Below are 18379 nucleotides of genomic sequence, written 5' to 3'. Positions count from 1 at the left end.
CAAGGATCAGCGCAGATAAGCGGGGAGGTGCTCAGCGATGGGAGCCAGCGCGGTCCACGACATTAGGCGGGCTGAACATGCTGTTCCAGGAACTCCATGACGCGGTGCGATTGATTCGGCAGGAAGTGATAGCCGTCGTCGATAAAGCAAATCTCAGCGTGCGGCGCGTCTCGGCCCAGCCTGACCCGGGTATCCTGAGAGTCCAGCAGAACATCCCGCCCACCGATGATCGTGAGGATCGGCATGTTAAGCCGACGAAGCTGTTCGTCTGTCAGTTGCGGGATCTTCACCACGCGCGGCTTGATCGCTCGGCCGACGGTCTCCATGAGGTCAGCCATGGGCCGCACGTCGGTCGGTAACTCCTCTGGCGCGGGACCAAAAACCATCTCCCGGATTCTGCGCTTCCCCCAAGAGCCGAGAAGCAGGAACGGCACTGCCTTGAGCAGGAAATTCTTCTGCCGCCCGATGCCGGCTGGGCAGATCAATCCAAGCGCCTGCACCGCCGAGGGTCTACTGCTCGCGTAGTCGAGCGCGAGCCAACCGCCCAGCGACGTACCGACAACGCCGGCGGTTTGTATATTCAAGCCTCTTAGGACGTCATCGAGCCACAGAGCGTGAGTATCCCCCGCAAGGTCTGGTCTCACCCGCGGGCTCAGCCCAGCTTCTCCGATCATATCGACCGCAAAGAGCCGGAACTTGGTTGACCACAGCGTCACATCTGGCATCCAGGCCGCGGAATTGGCCTGCGAACCGTGGAGCAGCACCACCGGCGCAGCGTCCTCCTGTCCGCATGCCACGACGAATGTCGGGCCTTCGCGTGTCGGGACGTATATTTCGGATTTCGGCACCGGCCATTGGTCGAGGACCTGCCTGTACTGCGCCATGACTTGCTCGGCGGCCGCGCCGCTTCGAAAGACTACATCGTTCATCGGCTCGATCCAAGCTGCAGTTGCAACATCTCCAACAACCTGGCCGCATCGGATGGACTGCCGATCACAACGACCTTCATGCTCGTGGCCAGCGGGTCGAATGCAGTGTTGATGTGCAATGGCGGCGTCTTGGCGTCGCCCGTCATAGCGGCGGCGTTAAGGAACATTGCCATCCGCTCGGCACTCTCTGGCGTGATGCGGGGGATGTCGACGATGCAGGTTGTGCGCACGTCATTCGATGCACTCGTGTAGCCGCTCACCACACCGGAAAACTCCACAAGTTTGGCCCGCTCGATACGGTACGCCTTTCCAATCCGCGTCGCGGGCAAGCGTCCGTCATGGATGTAGCGGAGCACGGTCTTGGGGTGCAGCTTCAGTTGCTCCGCTGCTTGTTCGACGGTGACAAGAATATCAGACATACCACATTGCCCCTGAAAGCGCCGTTAATATGGTATAATAGGGAGCATCCAGGATCAATATGTAGCTTCGTGGCTGCGCAGAAATTGAGAGCAGGCAAATGTCCGAAGATGGTGGAAGCCAAATGAAATCGCGCCTGCGCGCCGACTTGGGCAGGGCGATGAAGCTCGGAAAGAAGCGCGAAGTCGCGCTCCTTCGAGAGCTGATCGCCGCGATTGACAATGCGGAGGCCGCGCCTGGCCGCACGGAGCGGACGGCGCTTGTGCGCCATGATTTCCGCAGCGGGTCAGCGGAAATCGAAAGGCTGGTCCTGGCCAAAGAGCAGGTCCGCGACCTTTTATTGAGAGAGATCGAAGCGCGCGAGCAGGCGTCCGCAGAATTCGGTCGCCTGGGAGAAGCCGAGCGCGCGGACGCGCTGCGCGCCGTAGCCCTGTTGGCAAAGCGCTATGTCGAAGACTAGATGCAAAAACCCACCTGCCTCTGTCAGCTCCACAGCGTCAACGCTCTCCGCGAACGCCAGAGTAGACTCCGATGACCCGTTGTGCGGTCGACGTTGTTCGCAAGGCGGCGCTCACGCGCCGCCGAACTTCCAGACCGGGATGCCGAGCTTCTTGGCCTTGTCGGCGAGGTTGTCGTTGATGCCGGTGCCGGGGAAGTGCATCACGCCCTTGGGCAGGATTTCAAGCATCTCGTCGTTGCGCTTGAAGGGCGCTGCGCGCCCGTGCTTGGTCCAGTCGGGAGCAAAGCCGATCTGCGGCACGTTGCGGTTCGTGGCCCAAAGCGAGGCGATCTTCTCGGCGCCTTTCGGCGACTTGCCGTGCATCAGCACCATGTCCGGGTGCTTTTCGTGCACCTGGTCGAGCTTGGCCCAGATCAGGCGGTGATCGTCGAAGTCGAGCCCGCCGGTGACGAGGATCTTCGGACCAGGGGGAAGAAGGATCGTCTGCTCAGCGCGCCGCTTCGCTGCCAGGAAGTCGCGGCTGTCGATCATCGCCGAGGTTAGATTGCGGTGATTGACCCTTGATCCGCTGCGCGGAAGCCAGGTCTTGCCGACGTGGCGTTCGTAATGTTCGGCTGCTTGGTCGCGCATCAGTTCGAAGGCGTTCTGACGTTCGATCAGGGTCTGGCCCTCGGCGATGTGGCGCTCGAGTTCGACCGCTTTCACCTCGCTGCCGTCCTGTTCACGCTGCCCGCGGCGTTGCGCCTGCTCGTTGTCGTCCAGTTCGCGCGCGATCCGGTCGGTGGCGCGGTGGAAGACGTTGACCGTCGACCAGAGGAGATCGTCGAGGTCGGGTTCGAGGCGAGTGTCCTCCAGCGTCCCGATCAGAGCGTCGAAGATGTCGGCGATGGCGCCCGCAACTGCACTGCCGTCGGGGAGAAGTCGTTGGTCGGGTTCATCCTCGAAAGGACGGTAGCCGTGGAGCTGAAGCTCGGTGAGGACATGGTCGGTCGGTGATGAGGCGTGATGCGGTTCGAAGTCGTCGTGCTGGCTCATGGGATGCTCCGTCGGTTGGACCGCGACCGTCGCGGCCTTCATGGCGACGAAGCCGGCGGGCGGGCCAGCCCTGCACCCGGAGCGCAGCGCAGGGCCGGAGCGTCAGCGGAGGATGGCGAAGGCCGGCGATTTTGCCTCGCGATGGAAAGGCGCGGCACGCGCCGCCGGAAAATCGTCGGCCGCAGCCATTGCCGGGCGGGCCCGTTTGCTGGCCGATCGCCCTCTCGAAGGCCGAGGCGCGGTCCCCCTCCGAGGGTTGGTGCATCCGCGCGAGCATGACGACGCACCGCCCTTGTCGTTCTCGCGTGCCGGGCTATGCCGACAGCGCCATGAACCTTGCGACGTCCTGGGGTGCAATCTGCATCCGCGACTGCTGACGGAGATGCTCGATGCCCAGGGTGCGGAGATCCTCGTTGAAGTCGCCGAGCGCCGGCGAAATGACGATCGCCTCGATCCCGACGACGTTGGCCCGTTCGATCAGGCTGTCACGCGCACCGTCGCCGGCCGGATCATTGTCGCGCACGATGTAGAGCCGTCGCAGCGTATCGGGGAACAGGATGGCGGCGAGATGTGCTGCCGAGAGCGCCGCCAGCATCGGCATGTCGGGAAGGACCTGTCTGAGTGACAGGACAGTCTCGATGCCTTCGCCGGCCGCCATGACCTCACCGCCAATGCCGAAGCGCACCGCGTTGCCGAGCAAGTCGCCCATCGCTCGCCTCGGCGTGTCAATCGGTGCCTTGTCCCGCGATCGGGGATCGAGCCAAGTTCGGTGCACGCCCGTGATCTTGCCGTCAAGATCCGTGACGGCGGCGATCATCGCCGGCCATGTCTCGGTCGGCGAATGCTCGTCGGGCCGATAATAACAGTGTGGATGGAAGCGAAGGTTTCCGGTTCCGCGTAAATCCGTAATGCCGCGTTTCCGTAAATACGCTTGCACGACTGTGCCCGTAATCGGCTGCGACATTCCGATGAGACGTCGCGCTGCTTCGAGTGAACCGCTCGGTGCAGGGCGTCGGTGCTCCGGAAGTCGTGGCTCCGGCTCGGGTGGTGGCATGCTGAGGAAGATGCGCGCCTCGTCGGCCACGTCCTTGAAGTCGACCAAGCCACAGCTTTTCCGGATGACGTCGAGGAGATCGCCATGCTCGCCGGTGGCGGCGTCGGTCCATTTGCCGGCGGCGCCTTTGCCGCTGTCGCCGCCCTTCAGCCGCACGAACATCGATCGGCCAGGCGTGTTGCGCGCATCGCCAACAAGCCAGTAGCGGCCTTCGCGGTGGCCGTTGGAGAGATAGTGTCGGCACACGGCCTCGGCCTGAGCCGCCAGCCGTCGCGCGAGATCTGTGGCGGGTTGCATCGCGGTCTCCGAGACGAAAATGGGCCCGCCGTTGCCGACGGGCGCCCTTGGATGGACGTGTTGCTCCTTCGGCTATTCAGCCGCGATCACATGCATGTCGATCTCGGCCAGCTCATCTTCGATCCGCCAATCGATTTCTGCCATGGCCGTTTCGCCGCCGTCTTCCGCCGTGTCTTCGACGTCACCATCGGCGGACTGGCCGGTATCGACGGACGACGCGTCGTCGACAGCGGTGACAAGGTGGCCGGGCGTGCGCAGCGGCTCCGGCAACCAACCGGACCCGGCGAGCAGTTCCTGCGCCTTTTCGGCCATGTCGCCCTTCTTGAGGTGCTCGATGCGATCGCCAGCACGGGTGCCCTTCGCCTCGCGCACCGACGCGAGAATGCGCGCCTTGGTGACGCGACCGAGATAGGTGTCGATCGTCGGCTCCCATCCGGCCGCCACCATGTCGAGATCGACGGCCTGGGCGAGCAGATCAGCATGCGCGAGCGCACGAGGCCGACGATTGTAGGCCTCGTAGATCGCGTTGACCGACAGCGACACGCAATGCGCAAACAGGGAGTGGCGGCTGTCGCCGTCGAACGCCTGCAGCGCCTCCCACAGCTCCCCGGGCTCCTTGGGAAGCGCCGCCACCCACGCCTGATGGCGGCCGTCGACTGCCGAGGCCAGGCTGCTGTCATTGAGACCTGGCGCCTGTGCGCCGAAACTGACGCTTTTCAGGTCGAACTCCAGGCAGGTATCCGAGCCATAGTGATAGAAGGCCCGAAGGGTGAGCGCATGGAGCGCGGCGAGGAAGGCGACATCGGGCCGCTCGCCGAGCGCATGGCGCAGAGCCAGCGTGCGTTGGGCGGTCAGCTCGGTCATCAAGCGGTCAGGGATCGGCTTCAGGCCATCGTCTTCCTCGGGCTCTGCCGTGGTTTCGCTGTCCGCGATCATGTGATCGTCGTCATTCTCTGCGCGTGCAGACATGGTGCTCACGCCGTCGGCGATCTCGGGACCGACTTTTCGTTCGATCGGTTGTTCGTCCTCGGGGCGGACATAGCCGCGCTCGACCCGTAGGTTGCCCGATCCATCGATGCTGACGAAAGCGCCGGCCCGCGCGATTTCCTCGGAATCGAAGACCATCGGCCGATCGTCGAGCGCGCTAATCGCGGTCTCGATCTCCCCGAGCCGCTCGTCCACCTCGTCGGGCAGATCCTCGGCATCGGCATAGGTTTCCTCCAGTCCATCCAACTCGGCTTGCAGGGCGTCGCGGGTGGCTTGTTCTTCTTCGGTGAGAGTGGGCTGCTCGCCACGGAGGTGACGCAGGCCGTAGGTGTGGCCGTAGGGGAAGTCCGGCGCGACATCGATCCACTTCCAGCCCTCGGCGGAGATCGCCTCGGACTGGTCGCGCAGTTTCTCGGCCACCAGCATGTCGAGAAGGCCGACATCCTGCAGCCAACCGCCGTCGTCGCCCTGGAACAGGTCGTGCATGATTACGCCGCCAGCTTCGGCGTAGGCTTCCAGCCCGACAAACTGTGCACGCTTGTCGGCCGCGCGGACCGCGCCCTCGGTGAGCATCCGGCGGATGAGATGCGGTTCCTTGCTGTAGGCCTGCGCAAGGCGCTCGAAGACCTGTTCCTGCCGCTCATGATCGCCGTTGACGGTGAACGCCATCAACTGATCGAGGGTCATGCCGTCGGCGGCATAGACGTCGAGGAGCCTGGGCGAGATCGACGCCAGACGCAGGCGCTGCTTCACGACCGAGACCGAGACGAACTGGTTGGCGGCGATCTCCTCTTCGGACATGCCCTTCTCGCGGAAGGTCAGGAAGGCGCGGAACTGGTCCAGCGGATGCAGCGGCGCCCGCTGGATGTTTTCGGCCAGCGAATCCTCCTCGGCCATGCCGCCCTCGCGGACGACGCAGGGGACTGGCGCGTTCTTGGCAAGGCGCTTCTGCTTCACCAACAGTTCAAGCGCGCGATAGCGGCGCCCGCCGGCCGGGATCTCGAACATGCCGGTCTCGTTGCCGTCCGCATCGCGCACGGGCCGCACGGTGATGCTCTGGAGGAGAGTTCGCCGGGCGATGTCCTCCGCCAGCTCCTCGATCGACACACCGGCCTTGATCCGCCGGACGTTCGCCTGGGAGATGACGAGCTGGTTGAAGGGGATGTCGCGCGACGACGACAGGGTGATTTTCTTCGCAGCAGTAGCCATGGGAATGTACTCCGCGACGGGCGCCGAGAGACTCTCTCTCAGCCCTAAACCCGTCACGAAGCGAAGCGCCGCCCTCTTCCTCTAAAGGGGGCAGCGCCACGGAGCGGAATTGGGGACACGCGGAAGCGCAAAGCCGGAGACACGGAAAACCGCATCTCCGGCTTTGCGGAAATCAGGCCGCTCGATCGAGCAGCTTCTTGGCCTTGCCTTCCATGTCGAGGCGGGCGTCCTGATGCGGCTTGTCGCGCGCGACCGCAGTGATGCCCTGCACGAAATCGAAGATGCTCTCGGGCGGACGGCCTTCCTCTGCCAGGACCGTGTCGATGATCTTGCCGGTCTCGGCCTTGGAGAAACCGCGTCGACGCAGGAAGTCGGTGCGGTCCTCGTCGCTGCGCGCCACGATCCGCTCGCGCGCCGCCTTGATGCCGTTGACGAAAGGCAGGGGTGAGGAGTTGGCAAAGTTCGCCAGCGCTGGCGCCGCCTCATGGGCGAAACGGTTGGCGGCATATTTGCTGTGGCGGATGGTGATCTCCTCGAAATCCTCCACGCCCCAGAGATTTCGATTCTGGCAGACCGCACGGAGATAGAAGCTCGCCATGCCCAGCGTCTTGGCGCCAACTTCCGAATTCCAGCAGTAGAAGCCGCGGAAATATAAGTCGGGCGAGCCGTCTGGAAGGCGCCCGGCCTCGATCGGATTCAGGTCGTCGACCAGGAACAGGAAAACGTCACGGTCGGACGCATAAAGCGTGGTCGTATCCTCGGTGATATCGACGCGCGGATTGTAGATGCCGGTCGACCAGTCTAGCACGCCCGGCACTTTCCAGCGGGTGTCGCCTGTGCCGTTGCCGGCGATGCGTTGCACTGCCTCGACCAATTCGTGGTCGAAGATGCGGCCATAATCCGGACCGGTGACGGCGCGCAGCGCGACCCGGCCGTTATCGGTTTCCAGCGTCTTGATCTGCTCCGCCCGATTGGACGTCAGGCCATATTGCAGGTTGATCGCGGCGAGCGGTGCGGGAAGCTGGCGCAGATAGGCTGCCGGCGCGCCGACCAGGCTGGCCAGTTGGCCGAAGCTCCAATGGGTCGGGGCGATGGGCGTGTCCGTGCCTGGCAGGATCAACGCCAGCCGTTCGGGGTCGCTGCGGTTCGCCTCGACGTGGATCAAGGCGCTTTCCACCACGCGGGTCCGGCTGCGATCGGTGCGATCACGAACGGCCCACGCCAGCTCGGACAGCGACAGGTAGCGCTCGTCTGCGGGCCGGGAAAACCATTCCGACGAGACGCGGCCGATTCGCTCGCCGCGGCCGACATCCACTTTGTAACCGCCGCTGGTGTCGCGGCGGGCCTCTAGAACTGAAAGCTGGGTCATGGGACCAATCTCCATGACGGGCGCCGGAGACCTCTTCTCCAGCCCTCAACCCGTCACGGCAAAGCCGGTCCGTCCTCTTCCTCTCAAAGGGGCGTTGCGGGGCCTCCCGCAGAAGGGGTCGACCGAGACGCAAGGCTCGGGCGCAGGGGAAGGCTTTCCCCTTTCGGTAATCAGCGAGAGTCTGCAAGATTGCTGCGGGCATTTGCGCTACAACTGTAGAAATACAGAAGTGATTTCGGGGGCGGAGATGAGTGCGCGTTGGACGATTGAAGATTCCGAGTGTTCGGGGGATGTCTGAGGATCGTGCGGATTTCGCCGATCACATGCGGCAGCGGCGATGGATGGGCACATGAGGGGCGTCGAATTCCCGATGCCATCGGCAGCGTCGCGTAAGATTTCCGGGGAAGAGGCCAGGTCGTTGATCGAAGCGCAACTGGCCGCTCATGATGACGGCGTTCTTGCCGTCCTTGCGCGATATCGGTTGGCGGATGCCTTGGCTGCCTGGCACGGGACCATTCGCGCGGTCGAGGAGTTCATCAACCTTCCCCGGTTCGGCATCGACGATCCGCGTGTGAGGGCGCGGCTTTGTTCGATCCCTCTCGACGATCGGCTGCTGTCCAATGTGGAGTCCGCCTTCAGGGCCGTTCGGGAGATATTATCCCCGCGCTTCGAAGCCGGCGTCGTCAGCCGCTACCTCCAAACGATGCTGCAGACTGCGGCCATCGCCAGCGCGTTCAAAATGCACGGACAGACATTCGGACCCGGCATTACGCTCAACAGCGTGGGCGCGGCCGTCGATTATTTCCAATCGCGCCGCCGGCACATGGTCACTTTGCTCTACACCATGCCCCTTGTCTGCAAGGGAACAGACCTTCTCGTGCCGCTCGACACGCTGAATGTCCTTCTGCCCCAGGTCGAGCATAGCTGCATCACGATTACCGGGCTCCACCTGAAGCTGGCCCAATTGGAGATTCTCGACGACTTCATCTTGGAGGTTGACGGGATCGGAGCGATGGCCAGCCACGGGTTCGACACGCTCGATGAGAATTTCCTGGAGCCGGAACGGGCGTCCATCCATGTGATGGCCGAGCTTCGCCGAGACCAGATTGTGTTGCCTCCGATGGAGGCGCTCGATCCGAAGAAGATTTTTTCAGCGGCCGAGCTGCGAAATTCGGTGAGGCTGATCGGCGCGACCTACGCGGCCTTCGGGCTGAACGATTCCGATTTCTCGACGATGGCGCTGTTGATGATCGCCTTCGCGCGACAAGCCCGCGACGACTATTTCGTCGAGATCGGGAAGGCGAAATTTCAGGCGATGCTTCGGGCGCAGTCGGTTCTCGACGCGGACGAACTTGAACGCCTGCTGGTGAACGTGCCCTCTGACTACGCCACCAACAGCAACGCCTATGAGCCGTTTATCGACGCGGGCGATATGGTGATCTCGAACGTCAACCTGCTGTCGCGCTTCCTGTATGCCTTCAAGAACGTCCACCTGGGCAGCCGCCGCCGCTTCCAAATCCATGCCGGCTTCATCTTCGAGGACATGGTGAAGCGCGACCTGTCGGCCATGGGTTTTCAGGTGACTGACGTGAAGCGCATCAACCGCAAGGAGTTCGACGTCGTCACTATCCACGGCGGCGTGATCTATAACTTCCAATGCAAGAACAACTGGATTGACCTGGCGAAGGTCGAGTCAAACCGGGCCCTGTTCGTCCGCTACAATCGGTCTCTGACCAACTACTATCGGCGCGCGCTTCAAAAAGAGCGCAAGCGTGAAGGTTTGCTCAAGGACAAACTGGGTCTCGATAAGGTGGAGCATTACCTGATCAGCCGCTTTCCGGTGATCGGGTCCGACGCCCGGGTCATCAACTACAATCAGATTGACCGATTGAATGCGGTCGTTGGGGGCGCCGCTTGAAGTCCGATCCAGCCAAGGTCATTCATCTCCTGTCGGAATTCACCGGGCCGGATCTCACCCATACGCTCGGGCGGATCGAGGGGGCCGTGCGGGGGATATCGGCCGACGACTGCGACGCCTTCCTTGAAGGGGCCGGCGCTGGTCGCGAAGTGCTTGCCGCGGCCGCCGAGATGAAGCGCCTGGCAGGTCAGATCAATGTGACGATCCACGCTCTGGGCATCCTACTGTGCTTGCCGCACATTCTGGAGCCAGGCGAGAAAGTCGAATATGTCTCGCTCGGCGCGGGCAACACAGGTCGGGAATTCGATCTGGAGACAAACCTGCGGGTGGCGGAGTTCAAGTTCATCCGCTGGCGCGGCGGCGCGGAATCGATCCGACAAAACTCCGTCTTCAAGGACTATGTCCTGCTGGCGGAGCATCCAACGCCCAAGCGGAAATACCTGTACTTGCTAGGCACCGAGCATGCTCTGAAATTCCTCCACGGCGGTCGGGCGCTATCCAGCGTGCTAAGCCGGAACGACAAACTGCAGAAGATGTTCTCCGAGCGTTTCGACGGCCAATTTCGGAAGGTTCGCGAGTATTATGCTGTTCATGGGGATGCGGTGCAGATCGAGGATGTCTCGGCATGGCTTTCGGAACTGGCGGAGGTGCTGATCACCGAGCCCATCCCTGACGATCTCATCGAGTAACTGCCGCCACGTCCAAGCTCGATGAAATGCGCTCGAAGCGCACATCGCGGTCAATTCATCTTCTCTACGCGCCTCGAAAGTCTTTAAGGCGCTGAATGCATGGAATTTTGATAGTCGATACTGTAGTAGCAGAACGGACATCAATGACGTTTTGCGTGTATTGCATTTTATTGAAGACGGGAGGGGAAGTAAGTGGCGAAGACGATAGACGAGGCGCACCGGAAGACGTCGAAGAAACCATACAACGAGCGATCGGATCTCGAGAAACTTCAATCGCAATGGAACAAACTTTCTGGGCTTCATCTGAGGGATGAACCGTCCGCTGCGATCGTGCGCTGCGCGACCGCTGCTGAAATCGCCGCGAACTACGCCATCAGAACGGAATGGGCTCGTCAGACCGAGTTCGACGCGGCGATCGTCGACCAATTTTTGCGATGGGCCAACGGTCTCCAGCTCAAAGTCTCGCGCTTGTTTGTGCCAATTTACTTCGCTCGTCCCGAGAAGAGTAAAACCGGGAAGGCGCTCATCAAATCTGCTGATCGGATCAATTCCGTGCGGAACGCTGTCGTACACCAGGGGGCGTTCAGTAATGCAGAAGAGGCCGAGGCGGCGATTTCTGAAGCGAAGACGTTCATCAACCTGATCGTGGGCCTTTCCATTCCTGGCTTCGATATCGCTGCCAAGGCGACTAGCAAGTAGCGCACGGGCTTTGGGGGGACGAATGAGCGCTTTGATCTCAATGGTAGAGTTGTGGGACGTCGACGTCACCGTCGGCCTGACCACCCATACAAAGCATCGGCACGTTCCCAGCCCGGTAACACCGCTCTTCCAGGCGCCCGGAGCCGCGCCGACTCTGACCTTCGGACCGATCGCGCTGGCCGCGGCCGTCGCCAGAACGGCGACGACGCGCCCAGCGCGACCGCGACTGCTCGCTGGTCTCCAGAAAAGCGCGCTCGCCCATTTGGAATGCCTGATCTCGAACGGGTCGTCGTTCGAGCTGACACCGGACTTTGCGGACTTGGCCGACACCGAGAGAACGCTGTTCACTGCGCGCTGTGGAGCCGGGATAACGGATCTCTATATGAACGCCTTGGGGTATGTCTGGCGCGCCAACGCAGCTTGCCTGTCAAAGGCGCTCAACCCGCATGCGGATTTTCTTTATGATGGCGGGAATGTCGATGGGCACGGCGTGGTTTTGGCCGAGGCGCACGGTTCGTTCGCCGCGAACGCGACCGCAAAGACCATCGCTTCTCAGGCGAAGCGAAAATATGCTCGACAGGTGAAGCCCTACGTCAACACGGGGTCGCCGTTTGGCCATGTCGTCCACGGCTACTCCGTCGCCTTTGGCTCGAAGCCGGGAACGACTGGCGCATTCCTGAGTGTGGCCGAGACACGGATTTCGAAGCCCAAGAAAAAGTCTCCGCCGGCGCCCCCTGGCCAATCGCCCGTCAGCAGCGGGGTTTCTACGCCGATCGCGCTGGCGACGCACCGCTCGAACTTCTTTCTCATGGGTGCGAGCCAGGTCGTCGATTGGATTGACTGGATCGGCGCGCCGGGTGAGTTGCCGGTGGATTCTGGACCAGTGGCTTTTGTTCGGTTGCCCTATGCCGGGCGTTGGTATCTCGGAAGCGCCTTTTCGATCTGGCCGGCTTTACTCCCCCACTGGTTGCACGACGGACTCTGGGACGATCCGATGTGGCGGCACCACGCTGTTCGCGAGGTGATCGCCCGGGGTTTCCCGGGTGAGTCGGTTGGCTGGTTCGTCATGGAGGAGACGGCCTGTACGGCGTTCCTCAACGGTCTCACTGGTATGATCCGGAGCGGCGGCGGCGGCGGTCGTCCAGAGCGGCTCGACCTGCCCACCTTCGGCCACGTCGGTTTCGGTGTTGGCGAGGGTGGCCGCGGCCGGCGCGTCGATGGCTCCGAGTATAGTTACGCGCTGTTTCGCGACGGCCTTGCGTTGCTGGGCGACCCTTTCCGTTCACGCAAACTCGAGATGAGACGGTGGTCGCCCAAACAGGGATTCGAGGGCTAGCTGCATTGCACACGATTCGATGGTCGCTACACGATAAGGCAGCGCGAAAGGGAAAAACGGGGGGAGCAGGATTAATCGAGGGTCGGAATGGCGCCGCTGGGAGCCACACATCCATGCGCCCGGCACAGTGATGAACAATCAGTTCACCGGCCCAACGGCATGGGAAGACTATCTATCTGCGCTTGAGGTTGCCGATCCCGTCATCGAGGCGATCGCCGTTACCGATTACTCGGCCATAGTGTAAGGCTTTCCCCATGATGTCGGATGATAGGCTAGGACTGTATCGGCGGATGTTGTCGCTGTTCGGCAAGGTTCGAATGGGCTTGGCCGATATTGAACTCAACCGAAAGAGATGCGGGTATTGATTTCGGCATAGGCTGGCGGCGTTTGGCCGTCGCCACGCTGTTCCCGCAGTTTTCCGACACCGTCCGCGATCGCTTCGACGTCAACCTCGAACAGATGCGGCATGACATCTACGAGTTTGGGCAACTCGAAAATGCGACGCTCCTCAAGGTAACGCAGCGCAAGTTCCCGTGCTGGTCCACTGGCCCAAACGACCGTTGCGGCGGACCGGCTGAAATGGAACTCGCGCGCAATGCCGTTGATCCAGAGCCACGGATCTAGCCGTTCGACCGTCCCCTCGGCGATCCGCCACATCGGAAGATAGTCGCGGGAGAAGATCACCTCGGAGCCGTCTTGCAGGGTCCAGTAGCCATACGGCAGCCAGAGCCGAGATGGCACGAAATCAGCGAGCGGAATCCGGGGCACCGCCACCTCGAAATCGGCGCGCACGCCCATGCCAGTGTCGAACAACAGATAGGTTGGCCGGCCGGCCTGACGAAGATAGGCCGGCTCGTTTGCCCCATAGGCTTTGTCCCTGACAATCGTTCCCGGCTTGCCACGGCCAGGCGGACCAAACACGCGCTGGCGCCAGATCGCAGAACGAAGGCTCAAGTGATTGTCGATAGACCAGTGCTGGAGCAGCCGCGCCTTGGAAATCGCATACTGAACATCGGGGTCGGGGAGTCCCAAAGCGTCAGCCAGATCGAGGACGACGCGGAATGCGTCGTCGGCTTCAAAGGGTGCAGTTGATGTGTCTGAACGGGGACTGCTCGAAAGCTCGCGCCAATCGCGATAGCCGAGTACGTGCGCAAGCGCTTCATGGGCTGCTGAGAGCTGCAGGTCAGGCGACATGCGGACAAGGTTTTTCGCGGCCTGTTTTGGCCGCGCGAGGTCGGGAAATTGGATTCGCATAGAACCACTCCAGCGGTGCTTATGAGAAGGTGTGTCCACTAGGCCCGCGCACCTGGAAGAGGTTCGGAGAGGGTGATTGAAACTTCCTGCCCTGGGGCTTCGCCATTGTGGACGGCATGGCCGGATCAGCCAGCTACCAAGCTAAGCGATTCGGACAGGAGAGCAAGCTGAAAGGTTTTGATGCTACTGGTATTGTCAGCGCCCGAAGGGAATGCGCTGGGGAGGTATGATGGAAACGGTCGACTGCCAGACGCCAGAGGAGTTACAGAAATTCTTCGATGCTTTAGCTCCCGGTGTCTTGTTTCGTGGTCAAACCAGGGAATACCTTCGCGCCGATGGCGGTCCCGATATTCGCACGAGCTTTGATCGGCACGGCTGTATTCCCTCGCGTATGCTGAAATGGTGGCACTATTCACGCGCCATCCTGTCCACCTACGTCAAAGGGTTCGACGGCCTCACCGATCTGGCGACGGATCAGGCCATCTTGCAGCACTATGGTTGGCGATCTTTCTTTCTGGATGCGACTGAGGACCCGGCCGTGGCCTGTTGGTTTGCCGCCAACAGCTATCGAAGCGAGCCTTGCGGTGAAATGATCGAGGATTGCTTCGAAGACCCGCTTTTCGTGGCTCGGCAACGAGCCTGGTATGAACCGGCAGACGATCGCGGCTGTATCTATGTGCTCAGTCGCAAGGCGTTGCGCGCGCGCGACCTTCAAACGGTCGATCTGGTTGAGATTGCGACCGCCTCCGGGCGTCATCGCTGCTTGGCGCAGTCCGCGTTCATGGTGGGGCCTTTGAACGGACCCTTGCCCGATGATTGCATCGTGACTCGGGTTTTCGCCCCGTCGTCAGTCTTCCGGGACTATGCTGCACAATCGCCTGAACTGACATGCGAGGCGCTATTTCCTGGCCCGACCGTGGACCCGGTCATGGCGGCGCTGCTGTCGATCCCTTGGGTAAAGCGGGAGGTCGATAGCGATGGAATTGGCATCGACTTCTTTGACCGCGGCCTTCCGCTCCCCGAATATGAGATGAAGGACATTCGCCGCACGGGGCAGACGACAGCCTATTATCGGCGGTTCTGGTTGGCCGATGCGGCGAAGCCCGAGACGCTATTGGCCGAGACGACTTTCTACCTGACGGAAGAAACGCTCTTCCATGGCACGGCGTCGGGCGACCTGATCTTCCCGAATCTGACCCGTGTCCTGCGCGAGCGCACAAGCGTCGCGTTGGAAATCGACGGATTAGTCCGGCATCCTTACGCCGCCAACTCAGGCCAGTATGGCAAAGGCGTCTATCTGGAGGCGCATGAGGACGGAACGATGTTTCTCACGGAACTGGCGGTCGATCACTTCGGCGTCCGTCCCGGTGGGTTTGGCATCACCCGAGGCTGCTATTTTCGAGTTGATGACGAGTTCCGTTGGCATCGCATCGATCATCCGGAGCAATGCGACTGCGGCAGGGAAGCGCACCACGCCCACCACCTGGTCTTCGCCGAGCATTTCGAACATGCTCTGAAAGAACGGGAATTCACTCAAATCCGCGAAAGGGTTTTTGCCGCTGCGGACGTGGATGCCACGTCGGACCCACTGGCGCTTGAGTGGATGGATTGAGGTGAGAGAATACGTCGGATCAGGCCATCTGGTTGGCTAGGAAGGATGGCTATCCATTTTGAACGTGGCACATCGCTTTTTGGTCACGACGCCAATAGTGCGTGCGCTGGGAGCGCAAAGATAAAGGGGTCGAAAGCCGGCTTCGATCTTCTGGATCTGCGCGCGCGGTTCCTCAGCGAACAGGCTTTTTCATCGCCGAATGCAAAACGGCGGATGTTCGCTCAACGGATTTTCTACTATGACTAGAGTGTTATGTTCGCTGGTATATCGGTAGCGACTCTGATCAGTCGTCAGAAGTAACAAGAAAAGCATACATCTGAAATGTAGCGTATTGGGCGGGGGCGCAAATGAAGTTCGAACTCGATAACTCTTTCGACGACAATGTCGCGCTGTTTAAAGCGGAGGCGGAAAAGCTCGATTCCGAATGTGCGAAGATTCTCTTCGACAATCTGGGACTTCTTGAGAAAGGCGGCGATGCAGCGCCGAGCCGCGCAACGATCGGCGAGTTTCATAAAGCCGTTTTGACCGCGCTAGACGCACTAGCGAAGCCCCCGGAGGGTGATAGGTCGTGACCCGCTATTTTCTCGGTGCTCTGACCATCGAGGGCTTTCGCGGGATCAATAACGACGGCGACCCGCTTGTGCTCAAATTTAAACCCGACGCCGTCAACTCGCTGCACGCGCCGAACGGTGTCGGGAAGAGTTCAATCTTTGAAGCCATTCACTATGCCATTTACGGCACAGTTCCGCGTCTAAAGGCGATGCAGGACGCCGAACAAGGCGACAGCTATATCGTCAACAAATTTCATCCCGGCCAGCAAGCGACGATCGACCTAACGTTCGTGAGCGACGACGGGACAGCGGATGTCACGATCAAAGTGACGCGTGCGGCCAACGGCGCGCGTCTGGTGACATCACCGAGCGGCCAGGCGGATCCCCTGCAATTCCTCGCGAGTCTGCAGGAGGATTTCGTCCTCGTCGACTACGGCCGGTTCGCCAAGTTGGTCGACATTTCGGCGTTGGATCGGGGGCGGTCTTTCGCGTCGCTCGTGGGGCTGAGCCGTTATTCCCGGCTCCGCCAAGCGCTCGACGGTGCGAAGAGGACGCAGAACATCAACAGCGATCTCGGCCTTTCTACTCTTGACGCCGAGGTGACAACCGGCGCGCGGGCGCTGAGCGGCGTTGAAAGACGCGTCATCGCCGCTCATGACGAAGTGGCGGGGGCAGGCGGAGCCGACATCGACAAGCTCGCTGATTTGAAGACCGCAGTCACTGCCGCATTATCCGGTATCACTTTGCTCAAGCCATTCGTGGACGAGGGGTCGGTCATGGACCTCGATTTCGACGCCGCAGAGAAGGCGATCGAGAAAGAGGAAGGTGGAGAAGCGCGCAAGACGCTCGATGCGCTGACGGGCGCGGTGGCGTCGCTGTCGGTGATCGCTGTCGTGGATGCCGATGGTAGCGACGTCGATCGGCTGATCGATCTCGCGAAGAAACGGGATGACGCAGTGCGTGCCGTCGGCGCTGAGGCACTGCATGCTCTATTGCGGGATGCGCTGACGGTCGTCACGGGAACTGACTGGCACGATCCAAATCAGTGCCCCGTCTGTGAGGCAAAGAGCGATGCGCCGCTGAAGCCCAGGTTGGAGGGCAAGATCGCCCTATATGACACCGCCGCCCAACTCGGCGTCGAACTCGCGAAAGAGGTCTCGACAGCGCCGGGGATTGCAAAGCTTCGCCAGATCGAAGAGGTCCCGGCCATGGCGATCGGCACGAGTGATCGGTTGCATGTGGCCTTAGATTTTGAGGCGAAAAAGGGCGAGGTGGCGACTGCTGATCTGGAGAAGATCAAGGAGCGGCTGTCGGACCTAGAAAAGCTACGGACGCGCGCGCTCGAGCGCGCACAGGAGGAGACGACTACTCTGCAAGCGCAGTTGCCGCCCTCGCTTGTGCAGGTGACCCGTACCCTCAGTTTCGCAAAGCAATTCCGCGATGCGGTCCTCGAATACGAAACCGCGGAGCCGACGCTGAAGGCGAAGCAGGACAGGCTCAAGCTCCTGAACCGCTGGAAGTCATTCATCATCCAGGCTGGCCAAGCCTTTGCCGATGCGGAAGCGACATTGGCGAACGAGCGGATCGGTGAGATCCAGACCTCGTGTCAGGAACTGTTCGGCAAATTCGTGCGCGGTGGGCCGGACGTCAAGCCAACGTTGATACGGGCCCAAAATAGCGAGAATGTGGACCTCACGCTCGCCGACTTCTTCGGTTTGCACGATCTCAGCGCACGGGCGTTGCTCTCGGAGAGTTATCGCAATGCCGTCGCCGCTTCGATTTTCTTGGCGGCCGCGATAAAGCATAGTGGCGTCCCGCGTTTCATGGTGCTCGACGACGTGACATCGAGCTTTGACGCCGGCCATCAGTTCGCGTTGATGGACGGGATGCGCACGCTGTTGCGCTACGGCGCGGTGCCTGATGGTTTGCAGTTCATTATCCTCAGCCACGACACGAGCCTGGAGAAATATTTCGACAAGCTAAACGGCACAACCGACTGGCATCATCAGAAGCTTCAGGGAATGCCGCCGAAGGGCCGGCTCATGGTGTCATCGCAGGAAGCGGACCGGCTCAAGGCCCAGGCACTTCAGTACCTCAACGCGGGACAACTCGATATCGGTGCGCCGTTTTTGCGCCAGTATCTCGAATACAAGCTCGGGCAGATCATATCGAAACTGGAAATCCCGGTTCCTCCCGACTATGCGACACGAGGCGACAAGCGAACGTTGTCCACCTATATCGACGCGATTACCGAAGCTGTGACGCTGTATCAGGCCGCGAACCGATGCGTCTTGGCACCTCAGCAAATCGCCGATCTCCAGAACCATCATGCGCCGTCGATCATCGGCAATTTCGTTAGCCACTACGAGACCGGCGCGGGGACCCCCTTCAATGCTTATGCTTTGCTCGGTGTGCTGCAAAGCATCGACGGTCTAGCGGACTGCTTCACATACGTTGACCCTACAAACGGTCAGAAGAAATATTATCGCCGACTTGATCGAAAATGAGATCAAGTCGGCACGAAGTAGGCGTGCACCAGCTTCGAGTTTTGACCGGCCAGGGA

General features: G+C 61.1%; 15 protein-coding genes. 8 read left to right on the top strand and 7 right to left on the bottom strand.

The features are described 5' to 3' along the window. Positions 1-62 precede the first annotated feature (62 nt). A complete protein-coding gene (locus G9X64_RS05555; protein WP_171376108.1) occupies positions 63-929 on the bottom strand; it encodes an alpha/beta fold hydrolase in 867 nt (288 codons plus the stop codon). Beyond that, positions 926-1348, bottom strand: a complete 423-nt coding sequence (locus tag G9X64_RS05550; RefSeq protein WP_171376107.1) for a helix-turn-helix domain-containing protein — start codon at positions 1346-1348, stop codon at positions 926-928. The genes G9X64_RS05555 and G9X64_RS05550 overlap by 4 nt, the downstream gene beginning before the upstream one ends. Before the next feature lie 122 nt (positions 1349-1470). Between G9X64_RS05550 and G9X64_RS05545 the strand changes: the two genes are divergently transcribed. Next, entirely contained in the window at positions 1471-1806 is a 336-nt protein-coding gene (locus tag G9X64_RS05545) for a hypothetical protein (RefSeq protein ID WP_171376106.1), read from the top strand. Positions 1807-1917: 111 nt separating this feature from the next. Here the strand turns inward: G9X64_RS05545 and G9X64_RS05540 are convergent, their stop codons facing one another. From G9X64_RS05540 to G9X64_RS05525, 4 genes are all read right to left on the bottom strand, one after another. Then, positions 1918-2841, bottom strand: coding sequence for a DUF2493 domain-containing protein (locus tag G9X64_RS05540; protein WP_171376209.1), 924 nt, complete (start codon positions 2839-2841; stop codon positions 1918-1920). Between the two features lie 313 nt (positions 2842-3154). Further along, entirely contained in the window at positions 3155-4192 is a 1038-nt protein-coding gene (locus G9X64_RS05535) for a DUF7146 domain-containing protein (RefSeq protein ID WP_171376105.1), read from the bottom strand. A 72-nt stretch (positions 4193-4264) separates the two neighbouring features. Then, a complete protein-coding gene (locus G9X64_RS05530; protein ID WP_171376104.1) occupies positions 4265-6388 on the bottom strand; it encodes a ParB/RepB/Spo0J family partition protein in 2124 nt (707 codons plus the stop codon). A 172-nt stretch (positions 6389-6560) separates the two neighbouring features. After that, positions 6561-7757 carry a DUF932 domain-containing protein gene (locus tag G9X64_RS05525; protein WP_171376103.1) on the bottom strand — a complete coding sequence of 399 codons (1197 nt, stop codon included), beginning with the start codon at positions 7755-7757 and terminating at the stop codon, positions 6561-6563. Between the two features lie 349 nt (positions 7758-8106). On the opposite strand from G9X64_RS05525, the gene G9X64_RS05520 reads away from it, so the two are divergent. The 4 genes from G9X64_RS05520 (at position 8107) to G9X64_RS05505 (ending at position 12399) form a co-directional block, all read left to right on the top strand. Next, entirely contained in the window at positions 8107-9675 is a 1569-nt protein-coding gene (locus G9X64_RS05520; RefSeq protein WP_171376102.1) for a hypothetical protein, read from the top strand. Next, positions 9672-10364: a hypothetical protein gene (locus G9X64_RS05515; protein WP_171376101.1), complete on the top strand. Its 693-nt coding sequence runs from the start codon at positions 9672-9674 to the stop codon at positions 10362-10364. Before G9X64_RS05520 ends, G9X64_RS05515 begins: the two co-directional genes overlap by 4 nt. Positions 10365-10556: 192 nt before the next feature. Then, the gene (locus G9X64_RS05510; protein ID WP_171376100.1) at positions 10557-11063 is read left to right on the top strand and encodes a hypothetical protein; all 507 of its coding nucleotides are present in this window, start codon (positions 10557-10559) and stop codon (positions 11061-11063) included. Between the two features lie 22 nt (positions 11064-11085). Continuing rightward, positions 11086-12399, top strand: coding sequence for a hypothetical protein (locus G9X64_RS05505; protein WP_171376099.1), 1314 nt, complete (start codon positions 11086-11088; stop codon positions 12397-12399). Between the two features lie 339 nt (positions 12400-12738). Here the strand turns inward: G9X64_RS05505 and G9X64_RS05500 are convergent, their stop codons facing one another. Further along, entirely contained in the window at positions 12739-13653 is a 915-nt protein-coding gene (locus G9X64_RS05500; RefSeq protein ID WP_171376098.1) for a hypothetical protein, read from the bottom strand. Positions 13654-13882: 229 nt separating this feature from the next. Here G9X64_RS05500 and G9X64_RS05495 point away from each other — a divergent pair, with 229 nt between their 5' ends. From G9X64_RS05495 to G9X64_RS05485, 3 genes are all read left to right on the top strand, one after another. Continuing rightward, the gene (locus G9X64_RS05495; protein ID WP_171376097.1) at positions 13883-15265 is read left to right on the top strand and encodes an FRG domain-containing protein; all 1383 of its coding nucleotides are present in this window, start codon (positions 13883-13885) and stop codon (positions 15263-15265) included. A gap of 347 nt (positions 15266-15612) precedes the next feature. Next, entirely contained in the window at positions 15613-15837 is a 225-nt protein-coding gene (locus tag G9X64_RS05490) for a hypothetical protein (RefSeq protein ID WP_171376096.1), read from the top strand. Next, on the top strand, positions 15834-18323 hold the full coding sequence (locus G9X64_RS05485) for an AAA family ATPase (protein ID WP_171376095.1): 2490 nt from the start codon (positions 15834-15836) through the stop codon (positions 18321-18323). Before G9X64_RS05490 ends, G9X64_RS05485 begins: the two co-directional genes overlap by 4 nt. The last annotated feature ends 56 nt before the right edge of the window (positions 18324-18379 follow it).

This window comes from Rhizobium sophorae, assembly GCF_013087515.1.
GTDB lineage: Bacteria > Pseudomonadota > Alphaproteobacteria > Rhizobiales > Rhizobiaceae > Rhizobium > Rhizobium sophorae.
This window is presented reverse-complemented; position numbering and strand designations above follow the sequence as displayed.

Excerpts from the sequence above, each read along its gene's own strand:
- G9X64_RS05545 (WP_171376106.1), top strand. The coding sequence starts at position 1,471 with ATGAAATCGCGCCTGCGCGCCGACTTGGGCAGGGCGATGAAGCTCGGA.
- G9X64_RS05525 (WP_171376103.1), bottom strand. The coding sequence starts at position 7,757 with ATGACCCAGCTTTCAGTTCTAGAGGCCCGCCGCGACACCAGCGGCGGT.
- G9X64_RS05530 (WP_171376104.1), bottom strand. The coding sequence starts at position 6,388 with ATGGCTACTGCTGCGAAGAAAATCACCCTGTCGTCGTCGCGCGACATC.
- G9X64_RS05555 (WP_171376108.1), bottom strand. The coding sequence starts at position 929 with ATGAACGATGTAGTCTTTCGAAGCGGCGCGGCCGCCGAGCAAGTCATG.
- G9X64_RS05490 (WP_171376096.1), top strand. The coding sequence starts at position 15,613 with ATGAAGTTCGAACTCGATAACTCTTTCGACGACAATGTCGCGCTGTTT.
- G9X64_RS05505 (WP_171376099.1), top strand. The coding sequence starts at position 11,086 with ATGAGCGCTTTGATCTCAATGGTAGAGTTGTGGGACGTCGACGTCACC.
- G9X64_RS05520 (WP_171376102.1), top strand. The coding sequence starts at position 8,107 with ATGAGGGGCGTCGAATTCCCGATGCCATCGGCAGCGTCGCGTAAGATT.
- G9X64_RS05495 (WP_171376097.1), top strand. The coding sequence starts at position 13,883 with ATGGAAACGGTCGACTGCCAGACGCCAGAGGAGTTACAGAAATTCTTC.
- G9X64_RS05550 (WP_171376107.1), bottom strand. The coding sequence starts at position 1,348 with ATGTCTGATATTCTTGTCACCGTCGAACAAGCAGCGGAGCAACTGAAG.
- G9X64_RS05540 (WP_171376209.1), bottom strand. The coding sequence starts at position 2,841 with ATGAGCCAGCACGACGACTTCGAACCGCATCACGCCTCATCACCGACC.
- G9X64_RS05535 (WP_171376105.1), bottom strand. The coding sequence starts at position 4,192 with ATGCAACCCGCCACAGATCTCGCGCGACGGCTGGCGGCTCAGGCCGAG.
- G9X64_RS05500 (WP_171376098.1), bottom strand. The coding sequence starts at position 13,653 with ATGCGAATCCAATTTCCCGACCTCGCGCGGCCAAAACAGGCCGCGAAA.